Source organism: Afifella aestuarii (genome assembly GCF_004023665.1).
In the GTDB taxonomy this organism is placed as follows: Bacteria; Pseudomonadota; Alphaproteobacteria; order Rhizobiales; family Afifellaceae; genus Afifella; species Afifella aestuarii.
Map to the genome: position 1 here is coordinate 111,026 of NZ_SAUF01000005.1, position 17,854 is coordinate 128,879.

13 protein-coding genes are annotated in these 17,854 nt (G+C 63.5%); 6 read left to right on the forward strand and 7 right to left on the reverse strand.

From position 1 onward, the window contains the following. Nucleotides 1-316 precede the first annotated feature (316 nt). The gene (locus EO094_RS14750) at nucleotides 317-1,156 is read left to right on the forward strand and encodes a MurR/RpiR family transcriptional regulator (RefSeq protein ID WP_128293669.1); all 840 of its coding nucleotides are present in this window, start codon (nucleotides 317-319) and stop codon (nucleotides 1,154-1,156) included. A 33-nt stretch (nucleotides 1,157-1,189) separates the two neighbouring features. On the opposite strand, the gene EO094_RS14755 is transcribed toward EO094_RS14750, so the two are convergent. The 5 genes from EO094_RS14755 to ptsP all read right to left on the reverse strand — a co-directional run bounded on the left by EO094_RS14755 (nucleotide 1,190) and on the right by ptsP (nucleotide 9,822). After that, on the reverse strand, nucleotides 1,190-1,435 hold the full coding sequence (locus tag EO094_RS14755) for a hypothetical protein (protein ID WP_128293672.1): 246 nt from the start codon (nucleotides 1,433-1,435) through the stop codon (nucleotides 1,190-1,192). 115 nt (nucleotides 1,436-1,550) lie between these two features. Continuing rightward, nucleotides 1,551-4,208, reverse strand: coding sequence for a bifunctional acetaldehyde-CoA/alcohol dehydrogenase (gene adhE, locus EO094_RS14760; protein ID WP_128293674.1), 2,658 nt, complete (start codon nucleotides 4,206-4,208; stop codon nucleotides 1,551-1,553). Between the two features lie 348 nt (nucleotides 4,209-4,556). Further along, the gene (locus tag EO094_RS14765) at nucleotides 4,557-6,311 is read right to left on the reverse strand and encodes a fructose-specific PTS transporter subunit EIIC (RefSeq protein ID WP_128293676.1); all 1,755 of its coding nucleotides are present in this window, start codon (nucleotides 6,309-6,311) and stop codon (nucleotides 4,557-4,559) included. An 8-nt stretch (nucleotides 6,312-6,319) separates the two neighbouring features. Further along, on the reverse strand, nucleotides 6,320-7,309 hold the full coding sequence (gene pfkB, locus EO094_RS14770) for a 1-phosphofructokinase (protein ID WP_128293679.1): 990 nt from the start codon (nucleotides 7,307-7,309) through the stop codon (nucleotides 6,320-6,322). After that, on the reverse strand, nucleotides 7,306-9,822 hold the full coding sequence (gene ptsP, locus EO094_RS14775; RefSeq protein WP_128293682.1) for a phosphoenolpyruvate--protein phosphotransferase: 2,517 nt from the start codon (nucleotides 9,820-9,822) through the stop codon (nucleotides 7,306-7,308). Before ptsP ends, pfkB begins: the two co-directional genes overlap by 4 nt. Nucleotides 9,823-9,983: 161 nt before the next feature. Between ptsP and EO094_RS14780 the strand changes: the two genes are divergently transcribed. Further along, complete coding sequence (locus tag EO094_RS14780) at nucleotides 9,984-11,030, forward strand: LacI family DNA-binding transcriptional regulator (RefSeq protein WP_128293685.1); 1,047 nt, start codon at nucleotides 9,984-9,986, stop codon at nucleotides 11,028-11,030. A 19-nt stretch (nucleotides 11,031-11,049) separates the two neighbouring features. Here EO094_RS14780 and EO094_RS14785 read toward each other — a convergent pair whose 3' ends face one another. Next, complete coding sequence (locus tag EO094_RS14785; protein ID WP_128293688.1) at nucleotides 11,050-11,646, reverse strand: SAM-dependent methyltransferase; 597 nt, start codon at nucleotides 11,644-11,646, stop codon at nucleotides 11,050-11,052. Between the two features lie 79 nt (nucleotides 11,647-11,725). After that, entirely contained in the window at nucleotides 11,726-12,520 is a 795-nt protein-coding gene (locus EO094_RS14790; RefSeq protein WP_128293691.1) for an IclR family transcriptional regulator domain-containing protein, read from the reverse strand. Between the two features lie 227 nt (nucleotides 12,521-12,747). On the opposite strand from EO094_RS14790, the gene EO094_RS14795 reads away from it, so the two are divergent. From EO094_RS14795 to EO094_RS14810, 4 genes are all read left to right on the forward strand, one after another. Next, on the forward strand, nucleotides 12,748-14,316 hold the full coding sequence (locus EO094_RS14795; protein ID WP_128294277.1) for an ABC transporter substrate-binding protein: 1,569 nt from the start codon (nucleotides 12,748-12,750) through the stop codon (nucleotides 14,314-14,316). An 80-nt stretch (nucleotides 14,317-14,396) separates the two neighbouring features. Further along, nucleotides 14,397-15,248 (forward strand): alpha/beta hydrolase family protein, encoded by an 852-nt coding sequence (locus EO094_RS14800; protein WP_128293694.1) that lies wholly within the window; start codon nucleotides 14,397-14,399, stop codon nucleotides 15,246-15,248. After that, the gene (gene ggt / locus EO094_RS14805; protein ID WP_128293696.1) at nucleotides 15,248-16,858 is read left to right on the forward strand and encodes a gamma-glutamyltransferase; all 1,611 of its coding nucleotides are present in this window, start codon (nucleotides 15,248-15,250) and stop codon (nucleotides 16,856-16,858) included. The genes EO094_RS14800 and ggt overlap by 1 nt, the downstream gene beginning before the upstream one ends. A 17-nt stretch (nucleotides 16,859-16,875) precedes the next feature. Next, on the forward strand, nucleotides 16,876-17,850 hold the full coding sequence (locus EO094_RS14810; RefSeq protein WP_128293698.1) for an ABC transporter permease: 975 nt from the start codon (nucleotides 16,876-16,878) through the stop codon (nucleotides 17,848-17,850). Nucleotides 17,851-17,854: the final 4 nt, after the last annotated feature.

Genomic DNA, 17,854 nt, shown 5'->3' on the forward strand with positions numbered 1-17,854 from the left:
GAAAAGGGCGCTGTAGCGTGAACCTATCATATTTCTGATGGTTCCGCCGGTTGGATTGGATCCGTTTCACGAACCGTTGACTTTCTGTAGTTTTACTACACAAATGGGTGTGGTTGAAGGGCAAAAGAGCGAGAATCGTAGTTCGCTCGAATTTTCCCCAAGGGCAAAAATACAAATTCGTCAGAGTGTTAGTCTTAATCCGGATCGGATTTGCGGTGTGTAGCATGCTGTCATGCGTACCGCGCAGGGCTTGTCTGTGTTGGCCCCCGTCATGGATGACCGCTTTCGCCGCCTGACGCAACAAATGAGGGCGGAAATGTTGGGAAGAATCACCTCGGTCAAGGATCAGATCCGACCGTCCGAGCGCAAGCTTGCGGACTTCGTGCTCTCGCATCCTGGCGAGGTCATCAATCTGTCGATGGCCGAAGTGGCGCGCCGCTCGGAGGTGAGCGAGCCGACGGTGGCGCGCTTCTGTTCCGCGCTCGGCTGCAAAGGGTTTCGCGAATTCAAGATCAAGCTGGCGCAGGATATCGCCGGCGGGATGCCGTTTCTCGATCAGGATGTGCTGCCCGACGACGGCGCCAGCGGCATCGCCGGAAAAGTCTTCGATCGCACCATCAACACGCTGATCGGCGTGCGCAACAATCTCTCGGCCTCTATGCTCGACAAGGCCGCGAACATTCTGGCGTCGGCGCGGCGCATCGAATTCTATGGCTCGGGCAATTCCGGCACCATCGCGGAGGACGTTCAGCGCCGCTTCTTTCGGCTCGGAATGCCGACCGTGGCCTACAGCGATCCGCACGTTTACTTCATTTCGTCGCTGTCGCTCGCACCGGGTGATGCGGTCGTGGCCGTCTCGAATTCCGGGCGAACGCGCGATATCCTGGACAGCGTGCAGAATGCGCTGACGGTCGGCGCCGATGTCGTGGCGCTGACCCGCTCCGATTCTCCGCTGGCCCGACTCGCGACGGTGAGCCTTCTGACCGACGTTGCGGAGGAATACGACGTCTACTCGCCGCTCACCTCCCGTATCAGCCATCTCGTTTTGGGAGATGCGCTCTCCATCTGCGTGGCGCTGCGCAAGGGACGGACCCTGCATGAACGCGTGGAGCGCAGCAAAGCTCTCTTGAAGGAAAGCGGCGGGTTGCGGGACTGACGACAGGATATGCAAAGCCGTCGGCACGTGCTGTCAGAAGTCGCCGAGGGAGCGTGCGACATCGTGCATGAGCCGGTCTGCGACCTGCACCGACAGCGCCCGGTCGTCCGGATCCATGCCGAAAACGGGCTCGCTGCTTGCCAGAAAGGTCTCGCTGCGGCAGGTCCAGGCGGACTGGCCTGAGACGGTCATCTCATAGCTGCGGGCGTCGTCGTTGAAGAGGCACTGAACCGTGAGGCCTCGCGCGTCTTTGGCGGTCCACATCAAGCTCTTGCTCATCGTCTCATTCCTTCTGTCTCCGGCGACAAATCTTGGAATTGATTGACACCGGAGTTGATCTGGCGGGTCCGCTCTCTTCGGGAGGAGGGGTGAGAGCGGACCCGCCAATGCGCCGTCATTCGGCGGCAAGAGAGGCCGGGGAGGAAGCCTGCGTCTGGTCTTCGGCTTCGAGGGACGGCTCGACCCAGGCCCGGCCGTAATAGCTGTCGAGAAGGAGCTGCTTCAGCTCGCTGACGAGCGGAAAGCGCGGATTTGCGGTCGTGCACTGGTCGTCGAAGGCCGCTTCGGCGAGGCTGTCCACCTTGTCGAGGAAGTCCGCTTCCTTGACGCCGAAAGCCTGGATGCTCTCCGGGATTTCCAACGCCTCCTTCAGCTCGTCCACCCAGGCGATGAGGCTCTGCACCCGCTCGTGGTCGCGCTCGCCGGAAAGGCCGAGATGGCGGGCGATCTGCGCATATCGTGCGACGCCTTTCGGGCGGTCGTACTGGCTGAAGGCCGTCTGCTTCGTTGGAATGTCGGCCGAGTTGTAGCGGATGACATTCGAGATCAGGAGCGCATTGGCGATGCCATGCGGAATATGGAATTCCGCGCCGATCTTGTGCGCCATGGAATGGCAGACGCCGAGGAAGGCATTGGCGAAGGCGATGCCGGCGATCGTTGCTGCATTGTGCACCTGCTCGCGCGCCTTCGGATCTTCGTGACCGTTGCGGTACGCCGACGGCAGGTAGTCTTTCAGGAGCTTGAGGGCCTGCAGCCCCTGGCCGTCGCTATATTCGTTCGCCAGCACCGAGACGTAGGATTCGAGCGCATGCGTCACCGCATCGATGCCGCCGGCTGCCGTCAGGGACTTCGGCATGTTCATGACGAGGTTGGGGTCGACGATCGCCATGTTCGGCGTCAGCTCGTAATCGGCGATCGGGTATTTGATGCCGGTTTTCTCGTCGGTGACGACGGCAAACGGGGTGACTTCAGAGCCCGTGCCCGAGGTGGTCGGCACCGCGACGAACTGCGCTTTCAAACCCATTTTCGGGAATTTGTAGATGCGCTTGCGGATATCCATGAAGCGCAGCGCGAGTTCTTCAAAGGCCACGTCGGGGTGCTCGTACATCACCCACATGATTTTCGCCGCATCCATCGGCGAACCGCCGCCCTGCGCCAGGATCACGTCCGGCTTGAAGGCGTTGGCGAGAGAGGTGGCCTTGCGCACCGTCTCGAGCGTCGGGTCGGCGTTGACCTCGTAGAAGACCTCGACTTCGAGACCGAGATTCTTGAGGAGGCTGATGGTTTCGCTGACGGCGCCGCTTTCGAACAGGAATTTGTCCGTGACGATGAGGCACCGCTTGTGTCCCCGCAACTCTTCGAGCGCGAAAGGCAGGCTGCCACGGCGGAAGTAGATGGATTTCGGAAGTTTGTGCCAGAGCATGTTTTCCGCTCGCTTCGCCACGGTTTTCTTGTTCATGAGATGCTGGGGGCCGACATTTTCGGAGATCGAATTGCCGCCCCAGGAGCCGCAGCCGAGTGTCAGCGACGGAGCCAGCCGGAAATTGTAGAGGTCGCCGATCCCGCCCTGCGAAGACGGTGAGTTGATCAGGATGCGCGCCGTTTTCATGCGGTCGCCGAATTGGCGGATGCGCTCTTCCTGCTGATCCTGCTCGGTGTAGAGGACCGAGGTATGGCCGATGCCGCCGAGCGCGACGAGGTCCGCCGCGATATCGCACGCATGGCCGAAATCCTTCGCGCGGTAGAGCGCGAGCGTGGGCGACAGCTTTTCGTGGGCGAAGACCTCTGCCTCGCTCACTTCACTCACTTCGCCGATCAGAACCTTGGTGAAGGGCGGCACCGAAAATCCGGCCATTTCCGCGATGGCGGCGGCCGATTGGCCGACGACACGGGCATTCAGCGTGCCGTTCGGCATGATGACATGGCGGACCGCGTCCGTCTCGTCGGGGGAGAGGATGTAGCCGCCGTGCTTGGAAAAGCGTGCGCGCACCGCGTCATAGACCTGGTCGACGACGATCGCCGATTGCTCCGAGGCGCAGATGACGCCGTTGTCGAAAGTCTTCGACATGAGAATGGAGGCGACGGCGCGCTTGATGTCGGCGAATTCGTCGATGACGGCCGGCGTGTTGCCGGCGCCGACACCGATTGCGGGCTTGCCGGAGGAATAGGCCGCCTTGACCATGCCCGGCCCGCCGGTCGCGAGAATGAGGTTGATGTCCTTGTGGCGCATGAGCGCGTTCGAGAGCTCGACCGTCGGTTCCTCGAGCCAGCCGATGATGTTCTCAGGCGCGCCGGCCGCGACCGCCGCTTCGAGCACGATGCGAGCCGCCTCGCAGGTCGCGCGGCGGGCGCGCGGATGCGGCGAGAAGATGATGCCGTTCCGCGTCTTCAGGCTGATGAGCGCCTTGAAGATGGCGGTCGATGTCGGGTTGGTCGTCGGGACGATGCCGCAGATGAGGCCGATCGGCTCGGCAATCGTCAGCGTGCCGTACTCCGGCTCCTCGGAGAGGATGCCGCAGGTCTTCTCGTCCTTATATTTGTTGTAGATGTACTCCGACGCGAAGTGGTTCTTGACCACCTTGTCTTCCATCACGCCCATGCCGGTCTCTTCGACGGCGAGCTTGGCAAGCTTGATGCGGGCGTTGTTGGCCGCCAGTGCGGCGGCGCGGAAGATCCGGTCGACCTTCTCCTGGGAGTAACCCGCATAGACCCGTTGGGCCTCCTTCACGGGAGCGATGAGAGCGTCGAGGCTGGGGAGCGTATCGGATGTCATGGCTCTGGCCCTTCCAGGAATGCCGGTTTTCTGCGCGCTGCCCCAAGGGCGGAACCCGAGAGAGCAGGGATGGCTGTGCCGTTCGCTGAGGGACACCGGGATAGTCTGGGTTCTCCGGCCGAGCGATCGGCTTATGTAGTAAAACTACACTATCTACTACAAGCGACTTTAGCAAGCGAAATCGAGGTTTTCATGACAAAGTTTCGTGTGGCCAATGCGGTCTTTCTGGCCCTACGCGAAGCCCCGTCCATGCTCGCCAAAATATGCCTTGCAACACGATGAGGCCGGCGTTTTTAGCGCCGGCCTCTGCCTGGGTTCTTGCGGGGGGAGAGGGCAAGCTCCGCAGGCTTATTCAGCGGGCGCCAGAGCCGGGGCGGCAGCCGCTATCGGCTTCTTGAGAAGTCGCAGGAGCACCGCGCTCACCACCGTGCCGACCAGGAGCGCCACGATGTAGCCGCCGAGATGGGTGACGGCGTTCGGGATCGGCAGAACGAAGATGCCGCCATGCGGAACCTTGAGTTCCGCACCGATCGCCATCGAGATGGCCCCTGTCGTGGCCGCCCCCACCATCATGGCGGGGATCACCCGCAAAGGATCGCGAGCCGCGAACGGGATGGCGCCCTCCGTGATGAAGGCGATGCCGAGCACGGCTGCGGCATTGCCGGCTTCCCGCTCGTCCGCGGTGAAGCGGTCGGCGAAGATCTTTGTCGCAAGCGCCACGGCGAGCGGCGGCACCATGCCCGCGGCCATTGCGGCCGCCATCGGCGTGTACACCTGGCTGGCGATCAGACCGGTGGAGAAGGTGTAGGCCGCCTTGTTGACGGGGCCGCCGAGGTCGAAGCCCATCATCGCTCCGATGATGAGGCCGAGCATGATGGCGCTCGAGCCCTGCATCGACTTCAGCCAGTTGGTCAGGAAGGTCATGGTTTCCGCGACGGGCGTGCCGATCACGTACATCATCAACAGGCCGGTGAGCAGCGTGCCGAGGAGCGGCAGAATGAGAACCGGCTTCAAGCCTTCAAGATTCTTGTGCAGCTTGATGTGGCGATTCATGAAATCGGTGCCGTAGCCGGCGATGAAACCGGCGACGATGCCGCCCAGAAAGCCGGCGCCAACATTGGCGGCGAGAAGGCCGCCGATCATGCCGGGCGTGATGCCGGGCCGGTCGGCGATCGAATAGGCGATATAGCCGGCAAGGGCCGGGACCATCAGTGCGAAGCCGCCCTTGGCGCCGATCTGGAAGAGATTGTAGGCGAGCGTGCCTTCGTTCTCGTAGGCGTAGATGCCGCCGATCGCAAAGGCGACCGCGATCAGCAAGCCGCCGGCCACGACGAAGGGCAGCATGTACGAGACACCGGTCATCAGGTGCTTGTAGGGGCCCGTGCGGGAGGCCGCGCGTTCCGCCTTGCCTGCGGCGACGCGATCAGCGAGGCCCTGGCTGCCGCCCTGGACTTCGGCTTCCTTGAAAGCCCGTTCAACCAGCGCCTTGCCGTTGTTGATGGCGGGTTTCGTGCCCGAGAGGAAAACGGGCTTGCCGGCGAAGCGGCTCAAATCCACCTGCGTGTCGGCGGCGATGATGACGAGGTCGGCCTTTGCGATTTCCTCGTCGGTCAGCTTGTTCTGCGAGCCGACCGAGCCTTGCGTCTCCACGCGCGCGGAGTAGCCGAGCGCTTCGGCGCCCTTCTGCACGCCTTCGGCCGCCATGAAGGTATGGGCGATGCCGGTCGGGCAGGAGGTGATGGCGACGATGTGCTTCTGTCCGCCCGATGACGCGGCCGGCGCCGCATCCGTGGCGGCACCAGCGTCTTGAACGGCCTGAGCGAGGACGCCGTCTGCATCCTCCAGGACCGCCTCGATGGTCGCGGTGCTTTGCTTCAGCGTGCCGAAACGGCTTTCCTCGTGCTCACCGGGGCCGACCAGGAGCACGGCGGCGGCGTCACTTGCAGCCTTGCCCGAAATCGAATTGCGGATGCCGAGGTCGGAGCGCACCTCGATGTCGATGCGATGGCCCAGATTGTCGGCCGCCTTGCGCAGGGCCTCGGCCGCCAATGCGGCCTGGGTCGTGAGGTCGCCTGCCGATATGACGGCAAGAACGTGTGTCATGGGTCCTCCTATGCTTGTTGCTTGAGGTCCCGGCCAGCCGGGAGCTCCGTCACGACGACCGCCCGCGCAAGACGCTGGACCTCCTCTGCATCGGGCAGGTGCGGCCCGATGCGGCCGAGCTTCGCGGCGGCAAAGGCGTTGGAAAGGCGCGCCACGTCTTCAAGCGGCGCATCCTCTCGAAAGGCGGCGACGAGGCCCGCCACCATGGCGTCTCCGGCCCCGACCGTGCTCAGGGTCTCGACGGGCTCGCTTCGGCCCATGAGAACCTGGTCTTTGGTCACGAACAGAGCTCCCTCGGCGCCGAGCGAAACCACCACGATTGCGATGCCGCTCGCCTGAAGAGCGGTGGCGGCGACGAGAAGATCCTCGCGGCCTGCCAGGGATTTGCCCGCCCATTCCTCGAGCTCGTGCTGGTTGGGTTTGACGCAAAATGGCAGATCTTCGGCTGGTGCCGAGAGGGCGACCCTGAGCGGTGCCCCGCTGGTATCGACAACGACGCGTGCACCTCGTTTGCGCAATGCCGCCGCGAGGCGGGCAAGCGTGTCGTCGGGAAGCCCGGCCGGCAGACTGCCGGCGAGCACGACGAGACTATCGGGCGCGACCGTTTCGTTGAGAACGGCTTTCACCCGCTCGAGCGCAGCTTCGTCGGCCACCGGTCCGGGGAGGTTGATGTCGGTGGTCTCGTTGCGGGTGGGATCTGCGATTTTGATGTTCGTGCGCGTTTCTCCAGGAACGCGCACGAAGAGATCGCGAATGTTCTTGGCGCTGAAAAGCGCCTCGAAGGGACCGGGATTGCCGCCGCCCAGGATGCCCGTCGCGATCACGGGCACCGACCAGTCGGCGAGGCAGCTCGCGACATTGACGCCCTTGCCGCCTGCATTGCTCTGCACGGAGGAGGCGCGGTGCACTTCGCCGAGCGTCATGCCTTCTACGACGACCGTCTGGTCGATCGCCGGGTTCAGGGTGACGGTGACGACAGGGAGGGGCGAGGGTTTCACAATTCCTCCCGATCCAAGGCATGCACCTCGGCTGCCGTCTCGCAGGCCAGAGCTTTGTCGGCGAGGGCTTTGAGCGCGCTCAGCGACGTCTCGCGCAGAGCCGCTTTGACGGCGGGGATGTCACGCGGCGTCATCGACAATTCGTTGACCCCGAGGCCGGTCAAAAGGGAGGCCGCGAAGGGCTCGCCGGCGATGCCGCCGCACACGCCGACCCAGCGGCCGTGCTTTGCGGCGCCCTCGACGGTCATGCGGATCAGGCGCAGGACGCAGGGATGCAGGGCATCCGCCTCCGCCGCGAGTTCCGGATGCTGCCGGTCGATGGCAAGCCCGTATTGCGTGAGGTCGTTGGTTCCGATCGAGAAGAAATCGACGTAGCGGGCGAGGATGTCCGCTCCGATCGCGGCGGCCGGCACCTCGACCATGGCGCCGAGCGGCACTTTTGGCGCATCGAGTTCATCGCGAATGCTGTCGGCGACGGCCCTGAGGCGCTGCATTTCGCCGACCGACGTAATCATCGGGAACATGATCGAAAGACCGCTGCTCTCGCCGTCACGGGCGGCGCGATAAAGCGCACGCAGCTGTGTTGCGAGAAGGTCGAGGCGGCGCAGGAGAAGCCGCGAACCGCGCACGCCGAGGAAGGGATTGGCCTCGCGCGGAAGGTTGAGATGCGGCACCTGCTTGTCGCCGCCGATATCGAGCGCCCGCACAATGAGCGGACGGTCTTCGAGACCATCGAGCATGGCCCGGTAGGTCTCGTACTGCTCGTCTTCGGTCGGTGCGGAGCTGCGCTCCAGGAACAGGAACTCCGTGCGCATCAGGCCGACGCCTTCGCCGCCTTGCGACAGGGCGAGCTCGATCTGGTCTGGCCGGTTGATGTTTGCGGCGATCTCCACCTGATGGCCGTCGGTGGTGCGCGCCGGCAGGCTGCGCTCGGCGATCTCGCGCTTGTGCTGCTCTTCCTGCGCGGCGAGCCAGTCGCGCGCCGAAGCGATGGCAGAGGCGGACGGCTTCGGATAGAGGCGGCCGGCCTGTCCATCGAGAATGACTTCCGTGCCGTCTTCGAGATCGAGCAGGGCCTCGCTGCCGCCGACCATTGCCGGCAGGCCGAGCGTGCGTGCCAGAATGGCAGTGTGTGAAGTCGGTCCGCCCTGAACGGTGGCGAGCCCGAGCACCCGCTCCACATCGAGGCCCGCAGTATCGGACGGCGAGAGGTCGCCGGCGAGGAGGATGCAAGGCTCGGCGGGCAGGGGATCGCCGTCTCGGTTTTCGAGCGAGGGGTCGATCCGCGCCAGGACTCGGCGCCCGACGTCGCGCAGATCGGCGGCACGTGCGGCGAGCACCTCGTTGTCGTTGGATTCGAGATCCCGGGCCGTGCGTTCGATCGCCTCGTTCCATGACCAGGCGAGACCATGCCCTTCGACCATCAGCTGACAGGCGAGAGTGATGAGATCGGTGTCGTGGAGGAGTTCGGCCTGGGCGCGGAAAATGTTCGCTTCCGCTTCGCCGAGACGGCGCAGCGTGTCGTCGGCGAGGACGCGCAGCTGCGTCTGCGTCACCGTCAAAGCCTCATGCAGCCTGTTGCCGCCTTCGTTGAGTGGCGTTGGCGTATCCGCAATCGCGATATCGGCGGGCGCATAGACGTGGATCGGCCCGATCGACAGGCCGGGACTCGCGCCGATGCCTGCGATGACGGGCATCTCTTCGGGCGGCGTCCAGCCTTTGACGGTCGGCTCCGGGCCCTTCGCCGCCTGGGCGTCGGCTTTTTCCTGGGCGCTGAGCCCGGTGACGGTTGCCTGCATCCGGTCGATTGCGGAGCCCGCATCGGGACCGTCGGCGGAAATGACGATCGTGTCGCCCTGGCGCAGGCCGAGACGCAGGAGCGACACGAGCGCCTTGGCATCGGCCACGGCGGCGCCCTTGCGCACCTGGACGGAGCCGCTCGCCTTGCGCGCGGCTGCAACCCATGCCGAGGCCGGGCGGGCGTGAAGGCCCGAAGGGTAGTCGACGGTCCACTCGAAGCGTTCGTCGAGATCTTCCGCGGGCGCTCCATTCGCCTCGGGCTCGGCGTTGGCCTCACTCAAAGCGTTGATGATGTCGGAGGTGTCGTTCGTCGTGAACAGCTTCTTGAGGTGCTCTTCGTCCTGCAGAAGGTTCGTAAGACGCCTCAGCGTGTCGATATGCGCGTCCGATTCTGCGGCGATGGCGACGACAAGATGCACCGTCTGGCCCGCATTCCATTCGACGCCCTCAGGCACTTGCAGGATGGAGAGGCCGTTGCGGCGGACCATGCCCCGATCTTCGACTTTTCCGTGGGGGATGGCGACGCCGTGTCCGAGATAGGTTTCCGCCACGTCCTCGCGCCGCATCATGCTGTCGGCATATTGGGGATCGATGCATCCGGCGGCGATCAACAGCTGCGCGGCTTCCCGGATGGCGGCCTCTTTGTCGGCGGGGGCGGCGCCGAGGCGAACCAGATTGGACGGTGGCAGGATGTCGGGCTGGGCGTTTGTCATTGGTCCATTTCCTCCGTACCAGTTGATTTACTGAAAACGATTACATTCTCGATGTCAATCGTGACGATGCCGAAAATCCATGTTTTGCAGCGCACAATGGTTGCCTGCGCGCACGCAACGTGGCATCGTTCGGGTGTAATGTCTGAAAACGATTTCTGAAAATGTCCATCAGCATCAAGGACGTCGCCGAGAAGGCGGGCGTATCGGTCGCCACAGTGTCGCGGGTCCTCAGCGAGGGGCCCGTGCGCGCGGACACCAAAGAGCGCGTTCACGCTGCGATCAAGGCGCTCGGCTACCGCCCCAACCTGTCGGCCCGGCGTCTGCGCACGCAGCACGCACAGACGATCGGTCTCATCGTCTCCGATATCCGCAATCCGTTTTTTACGGCTGTAGGTCGCGGCGTCGAGGATGCCGCCTATCGGGCCGGCATGCGGGTGCTCCTGTGCAACACCGATGAGAACGTCGAGCGCGAGCGCATGTATCTGCGCCTGATGCAGGAGGAGCGTGTGACGGGCCTCATTCTCGCCCCGACGCTCGCCATGCTCGATCAGCTGCAAAAGAGCCCGCTGCAGTTTCCAGCCGTCCTCATCGACCGGGCCGGCGCGGGCGGCCTTTACGATTCCGTCGTTCTCGACAACCGCGAGGCCGCAAACACGCTCGTGGAGCATCTTTTCGACGAGGGCTATCGCCGCATCGGCGGCGTGTTCGGCCAGACGAGTGCCACGGGTTTGGAGCGCCGCGACGGCTATTGTGCCAGCATGAAGGCGAGGGGCCTCACCCCGGATCCGCGCCTCCTGCCGCCGACCGTCGATGCAGGCGAGAGGGCGATGAGCGAATGGCTGTCGGGGCCCGATGCGCCGGAGGCGATCATCGCCAGCAATGGCCTTCTGCTCATGGGCGTCGTCAAAGCGGCGCAGCGGCTGGGGCGCGCCATCCCGAGCGATCTTGCCGTTGCCGGCTTCGACAATGAGCACTGGACGGAAGTGGTCGGGCCTGGGCTGACGGTGATCGAGCAGCCGGTGCACGACATTGGCCGCAACGCCATGTCGCTCCTCTTCGACCGCTTGCAAAATCCGGGTTTGGCGCCCCGCAAGGTGGTCCTGTCCGGTCGCTGTATCGTGCGCGGTTCGACCTTGGCGTCAAAGCCGGCGGCTCTTGCGGAAAACGGATCTGCACCATTGGTGGCTGCGGATGCGATGAACCCCTGAGCGTCGGTCGGGCGCGGGCTCAGGCGGGCTTGCGTGCCACGAGGTCGATCAAGGCCGAGAGGCCGGAATGTCCCTTGCCCTCTTGGATCTCGCTGTCGTGTTCCGCAAGGTGAATGATCTCGAAATCGGAGAACGCCGCCTCGAGCAGGGCGCGCGTATAGAGGTGGTCGGGATTGGGCGGTCCGCCTGTGCCGTAGCCGATCTGCTCGGGTCTGTAGCCTTGCAAGAGCAGAATGCCGCCCGGCAGGAGGGCCCGTTTCATCGCCTTGAACAGTTGCGCGCGCAGCGTCGGATTGGCGAACTGGACGAAGATCGCCACCACGACGTGATAGGCGGAGGACGGCCATTCCCATGCGGCGAGATCCGCATGCACGTGGGCGAGTGACACGCCGCGGTCGGCTGCGAGGCGTTTCGATTTCTCGATCGCCACCGCTGAGGCGTCGATCGCTGTCACCTCAAGCCCCCGTTCCGCCATCCAGACGCCGTTGCGCCCTTCGCCGTCGGCCACCGAAAGAACCCGCATTCCCGGGCTCAGCAGGTCCGCATGGGCGGCGAGGAAGGCGTTCGGCTCAGTGCCGAAGAAATAGCCGGGTTGGCCATATCTCTCGTCCCACATCACTCCAGAGCTCCTCGTCGCTCATATTGCCGCTCGTTTCTATCTATCGCGGCGTGGCGGGGCTGCGAGGTGTCCGGCTTCACAGCGCCATTCGTCCGCCGAGCGAAGCGTCGCCCTTCCAGCCGAGCCCTTCGGAAATCCGCCCCGCCGCCTCGGAAACCAGACGAATGAAGCGCTCGATGTCGGTGTCGTCGGTTCGGAAGGCCGGTGCGGCGATATTGATCGAGGCAAAGACAGAGCCGTCCGCGGAAAACACCGGCGCCGACACGGCCACGAGCTGGTCGCTCACTTCCCCACGGCTGATGCAGATTCGCGTCTGACGGATCCGGTCGAGTTCGGCAAACAGGCGAGAACGGTCGGTGATCGTGTTGCCGGTAAAGGCTTTGAGCTCCTGCGGCAGAACCGATTCGCGTTCGTCTTCTGGGAGATAGGCCATGATCGCCTTGCTCGATCCGGCATAGAGCGGGCGGCGGCGGCCCACCACTGCATGTACGCGAAGATCCCGCGAAGGCTCGTATTTGGCGATGCACAGAGCCTCGTTCTTGTCGCGCAGGCGCAGCTGAACCGTCTCGTTCGTTTTGAGCCCCAGATCCTCCAGAATCGGATTGGCGAGTTTGACGAGATCGATCTGCGAGGAGGCGGAGGTGCCGAGCACTAGGATGGCATTTCCGAGGCGCCATCGCCCGTCAGACTCCTGCGACACCAGTTCTCGCCGTTCCAGTGTTCGTAACAATCGGAACGTTTTGGCCTTTGTCACTCCGGCTGCACGGGCGATTTCAGACACTCCAGCTTCGGGATGTTCCGCGACGGTCATGAGGATGTTGACCGCATCGTCAACCGACTGAACAACATAGCTTTTTTCCTGGTCTACCATGGCGTGATCCCCCTTCGCTCAACAGCCTTGCGACAATCTGCCTCAAATTCCGGTTGTGGCACTCGCTTGTCTCACCCAATGAAACACAGTTTCATTCTTATTGACAGCCCTCCGTTGCGCATGCGTTCCTGGTCAGCGTTCAAGCGTGGTCAAGGCATGGGCATCGCCGCCTGGCGTGGCACCGGCCTTGTCGAACAAGAGGGGATTAATTCTTGGGTATCTCGACAATGGGATGGATCGGCCGGGGTGCTGCTGCCTTGGCTTTATGCGCGGTCGCTGCCGGAACGGCATCGGCTCAGGACAAGGAGCTGACGGTCGGCATGGCGTCGACGTTCGCGACCGTCGATCCGCATGAGGAATCGAACTCGCCGCACAACGCGATGAGCCGGCATATCTTCGACAGCCTCATCTATCGCGGCGGCGCTGCCGAGAACGAACCGCAGCTTGCGACCTCCTGGGAGGTCGTCGACAACACCCATTGGCGGTTCCACCTGCGCGAAGGGGTGAAATTCCACGACGGCACCGATTTCGACGCCGAGGACGTGATCGCCTCTGTGCTGCGGGCGCGCGACAAGCCGAGCCAGGCTTTCGCGTCCTACACGCGCAACATCACGGACGTGACGGCCGAAGATCCCCACACGGTGGTGGTGGAGACGAGCGTCCCGGATCCGATGATCCTCAATTCGCTGAGCCGCATTCGCATCATCAGCTCCGAGCACGCCGACGACGATGTCGCCGCGTTCGACAACGGCACTGCGGCGGTCGGCACCGGCCCGTTCAAATTCGTCTCCTACACGCCTGGCGACCGGATCGTCATGGAGCGGAACGACGACTATTTTGGCGGTGCCTCCGAATGGAGCAAGGTGACTTTGCGCATGCTGCCCGACAACGGCGCGCGGCTCGCAAGCCTGCTCTCCGGTGACGCAGACCTCATCGAGACGCTTCCTGCGGAAGGTGTCGATCGGGTGAAGAATTCCGACAATCTCAAGGTCATTCGCGGCCAGTCGACCCGTATCGTCTATCTCGGCACGGATGTCGCCCGCGATCAGACGCCTTTCATCACGGCAAAGGACGGCTCCAAGCTCGACAAGAACCCTCTCAAGGACGAGCGGGTGCGTAAGGCGCTCCTGATGTCGATCAACCGGCAGGCGATCGTCCAGCGCGTCATGCAGGACAACGGCACCGTCGCCCATCAGTTCGTCGCCGAGGGCTACTTCGGCCATTCGGACGATGTCGACGAAGTCTCCTACGATCCGGAAGGTGCCAAAAAGCTTCTGGAGGAGGCGGGTTATCCCGACGGTTTCCGTCTGACCCTGCACGGTCCGCAGGGACGCTACGTCAACGACAGTGACGTGCTGCAGGCGGTCGGCCAGATGTTCGCCCGCATCGGCATCGACACGAAGGTCGAGGTGATGCCGTGGTCGATGTATGCCGACAAATACTCCAACGGCGAATATTCCGTCTTCCTCGGCTCCTGGGGCGTCAACACGGGTGAAGTGTCGAATCCGGCGATCGCCATCGTGGCGGGGCGCGACGAGGCGAAGGGCACCGGCCGTTACAACGGCGGTGGCATCGACGATCCGGAGATCAACAAGCTCCTGGATGAAGCGACCTCGACGCTCGACGAGGACAAGCGTGAGCCGATCCTTCAAAAGGTCTCCGAACTCACCTTCAACCACCACTATCTGCTGCCTCTGCACTACGAGAACGTCGTGCTCGGAGCCAGCAAGGACGTCGACTACAAGCCGCGTGGCGACAAGTATCTGCTCGCCTACGAGGTGAAGTCGGCCGAGTGAGCCCCAAGGCTCGCCTTTAAGTCACCGGGCGGGGCGCCTCTGCGCCACGCCCGCCAATTCTCCCCTTTCAGGACATAGGAATGCAGGAACTCGGCACCAGCGCTGCCGCTGCTCGCGCGCGCGCCATCTACGACTACGGCCATACGGCAATCTTTGCCTCCACGGCCGACCCGCGTTTTCACATGCTCTTATATGTGCCGCCGGCGGCGGCCGATGGCCGTCCGGTCGATCTCCTGGTTGCCGTGCACGGAACCGGCCGCACCTCCGCAATGGAATTCCGCGACGGCTTCGCCGAGTTCGGTCTCTACAACGACTGCGCCGTCCTGTGCCCGATCTTCCCGATGAATGTGCGCGGAGACGGCGCGCGCTCGGGGTACAAATATCTGATCGAGGGCGATATCCGCTACGATCTCCTGCTCATCTCCATGGTCGAGGAGATGGCTGCGAAATACGCCCAGGATTGGTCGCGTTTTGCGATGTTCGGGTATTCCGGCGGTGGGCATTTCACCCATCGCTTCGCGCTCGTTCATCCGGAACGGCTCTGGGCCGCATGTGTCGGTGCGCCGGGGTCGGTCACGCTGATCGATCCAGAGCGTGACTGGTGGGTCGGCACCCGCGATCTCGCGGAAAAGTTCGGCAAGCCGTTCAATCTCGAAGAGCTCGCGAAGCTGCCGGTGCAGATGGTCGTCGGCAAACTCGATCTCGAGACCTGGGAAATCACGCACAAGCCTGGCTCGGCCTACTGGATGGAAGGGGCGAACGATGCCGGCGAGACGCGTCCGGAACGCCTGCGTTCGCTCGCGCGCTCTTTCGAAGCCGCCGGCGTGAACGTCACCTTCGACGAAGTCCCCGGCATTTCACACGACCGCATGAAGGTGCTTGGCCATGTCAAAGCCTTCCTGACACGCACGCTGGCAGAAAGGCGCAGCTGATGAACAACGCAACAATCGTCGCCCCCCAGCCGGAGGCTGTGGAGGCCGGAGCCAATGTCCTGGCGCGCGGCGGCAATGCCGTCGATGCAGCGCTCGCCTGCGCCTTCATGCAGGGTGTCGTCGATCCGCAGATGGCCGGTGTCGGCGGTTTCGGCTCGATGCAGGTCTATATGCCGGGCCGAGGCGTGCACGAGATGCTGGAATTCTACGCGCTCGCGCCGGCCGCGGCCACGCCGGAGATGTGGCTCGACAAGCTGCTCGGCCAAAGCCGCGACGGCTTCGGCTTCATTCTCGAAGGCAACATCTCCGAGATCGGCTATCTCGCCTGCTGCACGCCGGGCTCTCTCAAGGGCTATGAGACGGCCCTTCGCGATTACGGCACGTTCGATTGGGCCGATCTGATCACGCCTGCGGCCGAAGTCGCGCGCACGGGCTTCATGATCCGCCCGCACATGCACTGGTACTGGTCGAAGGACCAGTCGGGAGACGGGCAGGCGAACACCATCGACAAGCTGCGCTTCTCCAAGACCGGGCGGAGCGTCTATTTCCACGAGGACGGAAGCCTGCGTGCCGTGGGCGAGATCCTGCGCAATCCCGACCTTGCCAACACTCTGGAGCGGATCGCGCGAAGCGGCGGCTCGGATATCTACTACCACGGCGAAATCGCCGAAGAGATTGCCGCCGACTTCAAGGCGGGCGGCGGCCTCATTGGTCTGGAGGATCTCGCGAAATACGAGGTGACCCGATCGGAGCCGGTCTGGGGGCACTACCGCGGCCATAAGATTTCCACGAGTGCGCCTCCGGCATCCGGTTTCCCGATGCTGGAGATCCTGCACATCATGGAGCATTTCGATGTCGGGGCCATGCAGCATGCAAGCACCGAGCATGTGCGTCTTCTCTTCGAGGCGATGAAGCGCATGACGATCGACAAGGACGCCCATATGGGCGATCCGGCCTATGTCGAGGTGCCGGTCGAACGCCTTCTCTCCGACGAGAATATCCGGGCCCATGCCGAAAGCATCCGCCGCGGCGAACGCGCGAATGTGGAACGCCTCGACCTCTCGCAGCGCGACACCACCCATATTTCGGTGATCGATCGTGAGGGGAATGCGGTCGCCATGACCCACACGCTCGGCAGCCCCTCCGGCGCCATCACCGACGGCCTCGGCTTCATGTACAACGGCACGATGAGCCGCTTCGATCCGCGTCCTGGACGTCCCGGCTCGATCGCGCCGCGCAAGCGTCGGGCGAGCTCGGCTGCGCCGACGATCGTGTTTCGCGATGACAAGCCGTTTATCGTCATCGGCGCCCCCGGTGGCAGCTATATCGCCCCGACGGTCGCTCAGGGCATCATGAACATGATCGATTTCGACATGTCGATCCAGGAGGCGGTGACGGCACCACGCATTGTCGGCGTGTCGAACACGATCGACATCTGCAACCGCATTCGCCGTTCGGTGGAGGCGGATCTGCGCGCGGATGGCTACGAGGTCGAGCGCTCGCCGCAGACCTATGCCTTTGCGGCCCTGCACGGCATCCGGATCGATGACGGCGTCTCGAAGGGGGCCGCAGATCCGCAGCGGGATGGTATGGCCATCTCGATCACCTAGGCAGGCGGAGAGGCTGAATGGTCACTTCCATTATTCGGCGGTTCATCCAGGCATTGTTCGTCATCGTGGCGATGACGGTGATCGTCTTTGTCGCCGTCAACGTCATCGGCAATCCGGTCGACATTCTGATCAACCCGGATGCGAACCAGGCCGAGCGCGCACGTGTGATCGCGGAATATGGCCTCGATCAGCCTCTCTGGCGCCAGTACATCGACTTCATGGCGGGGCTGTTGCGCGGCGATTTCGGCAACAGCTTCGTCTACGGTCGCTCCGCTCTCCAGGTGATTTTGGAGCGTTTCCCGGCGACGCTGGAACTCGCCCTCTCGGCGCTGGTGATTGCGCTCATCGTCGGTCTGCCGCTCGGCCTTTACGCCGGGCTGCGGCCGCGGAGCATCGCCTCGCGCATCATCATGTCGGGCTCGATCCTCGGCTTTTCACTGCCGACATTCTGGGTCGGCCTCATGTTCATCCTCTTGTTTTCCGTGCAGCTCGGATGGTTGCCGTCGAACGGGCGCGGCGAGACCGTGGAAATCCTCGGCATGCGCTGGTCGTTCCTGACGGAGGACGGGTTACGGCATCTCTTTCTGCCAGCCCTCAACCTCGCGCTCTTCAAGACCTCGCTCGTTCTGCGCCTGACCCGTGCCGGCGTGCAGGAGGTGCTGCCGCAGGATTACATCAAGTTTGCCCGAGCCAAGGGACTGAGCGAGCGTCGGATCATTTCCGTGCACGTCCTCAAGAACCTGATGATCCCGGTCGTGACGATCGTCGGACTCGAATTCGGCTCGCTCATTGCCTTCTCCGTGGTGACGGAGAGCATCTTCGCCTGGCCCGGCATGGGTAAGCTCATCATCGACAGCATCAACCTTCTCGATCGGCCCGTGATCGTCGCTTACCTGATGATGATGGTCCTGATTTTCGTCGGCCTGAATTTCATCGTCGATCTTTGTTACACGCTGCTGGATCCCCGCGTCCGGCTCGATGCCCAACGGTGACGCC

Excerpts from the sequence above, each read along its gene's own strand:
- EO094_RS14750 (WP_128293669.1), top strand. The coding sequence starts at position 317 with ATGTTGGGAAGAATCACCTCGGTCAAGGATCAGATCCGACCGTCCGAG.
- EO094_RS14800 (WP_128293694.1), top strand. The coding sequence starts at position 14,397 with ATGCAGGAACTCGGCACCAGCGCTGCCGCTGCTCGCGCGCGCGCCATC.
- EO094_RS14780 (WP_128293685.1), top strand. The coding sequence starts at position 9,984 with ATGTCCATCAGCATCAAGGACGTCGCCGAGAAGGCGGGCGTATCGGTC.
- EO094_RS14755 (WP_128293672.1), bottom strand. The coding sequence starts at position 1,435 with ATGAGCAAGAGCTTGATGTGGACCGCCAAAGACGCGCGAGGCCTCACG.
- adhE (WP_128293674.1), bottom strand. The coding sequence starts at position 4,208 with ATGACATCCGATACGCTCCCCAGCCTCGACGCTCTCATCGCTCCCGTG.
- ptsP (WP_128293682.1), bottom strand. The coding sequence starts at position 9,822 with ATGACAAACGCCCAGCCCGACATCCTGCCACCGTCCAATCTGGTTCGC.
- EO094_RS14790 (WP_128293691.1), bottom strand. The coding sequence starts at position 12,520 with ATGGTAGACCAGGAAAAAAGCTATGTTGTTCAGTCGGTTGACGATGCG.
- EO094_RS14765 (WP_128293676.1), bottom strand. The coding sequence starts at position 6,311 with ATGACACACGTTCTTGCCGTCATATCGGCAGGCGACCTCACGACCCAG.
- ggt (WP_128293696.1), top strand. The coding sequence starts at position 15,248 with ATGAACAACGCAACAATCGTCGCCCCCCAGCCGGAGGCTGTGGAGGCC.
- EO094_RS14785 (WP_128293688.1), bottom strand. The coding sequence starts at position 11,646 with ATGTGGGACGAGAGATATGGCCAACCCGGCTATTTCTTCGGCACTGAG.
- EO094_RS14810 (WP_128293698.1), top strand. The coding sequence starts at position 16,876 with ATGGTCACTTCCATTATTCGGCGGTTCATCCAGGCATTGTTCGTCATC.
- EO094_RS14795 (WP_128294277.1), top strand. The coding sequence starts at position 12,748 with ATGGGATGGATCGGCCGGGGTGCTGCTGCCTTGGCTTTATGCGCGGTC.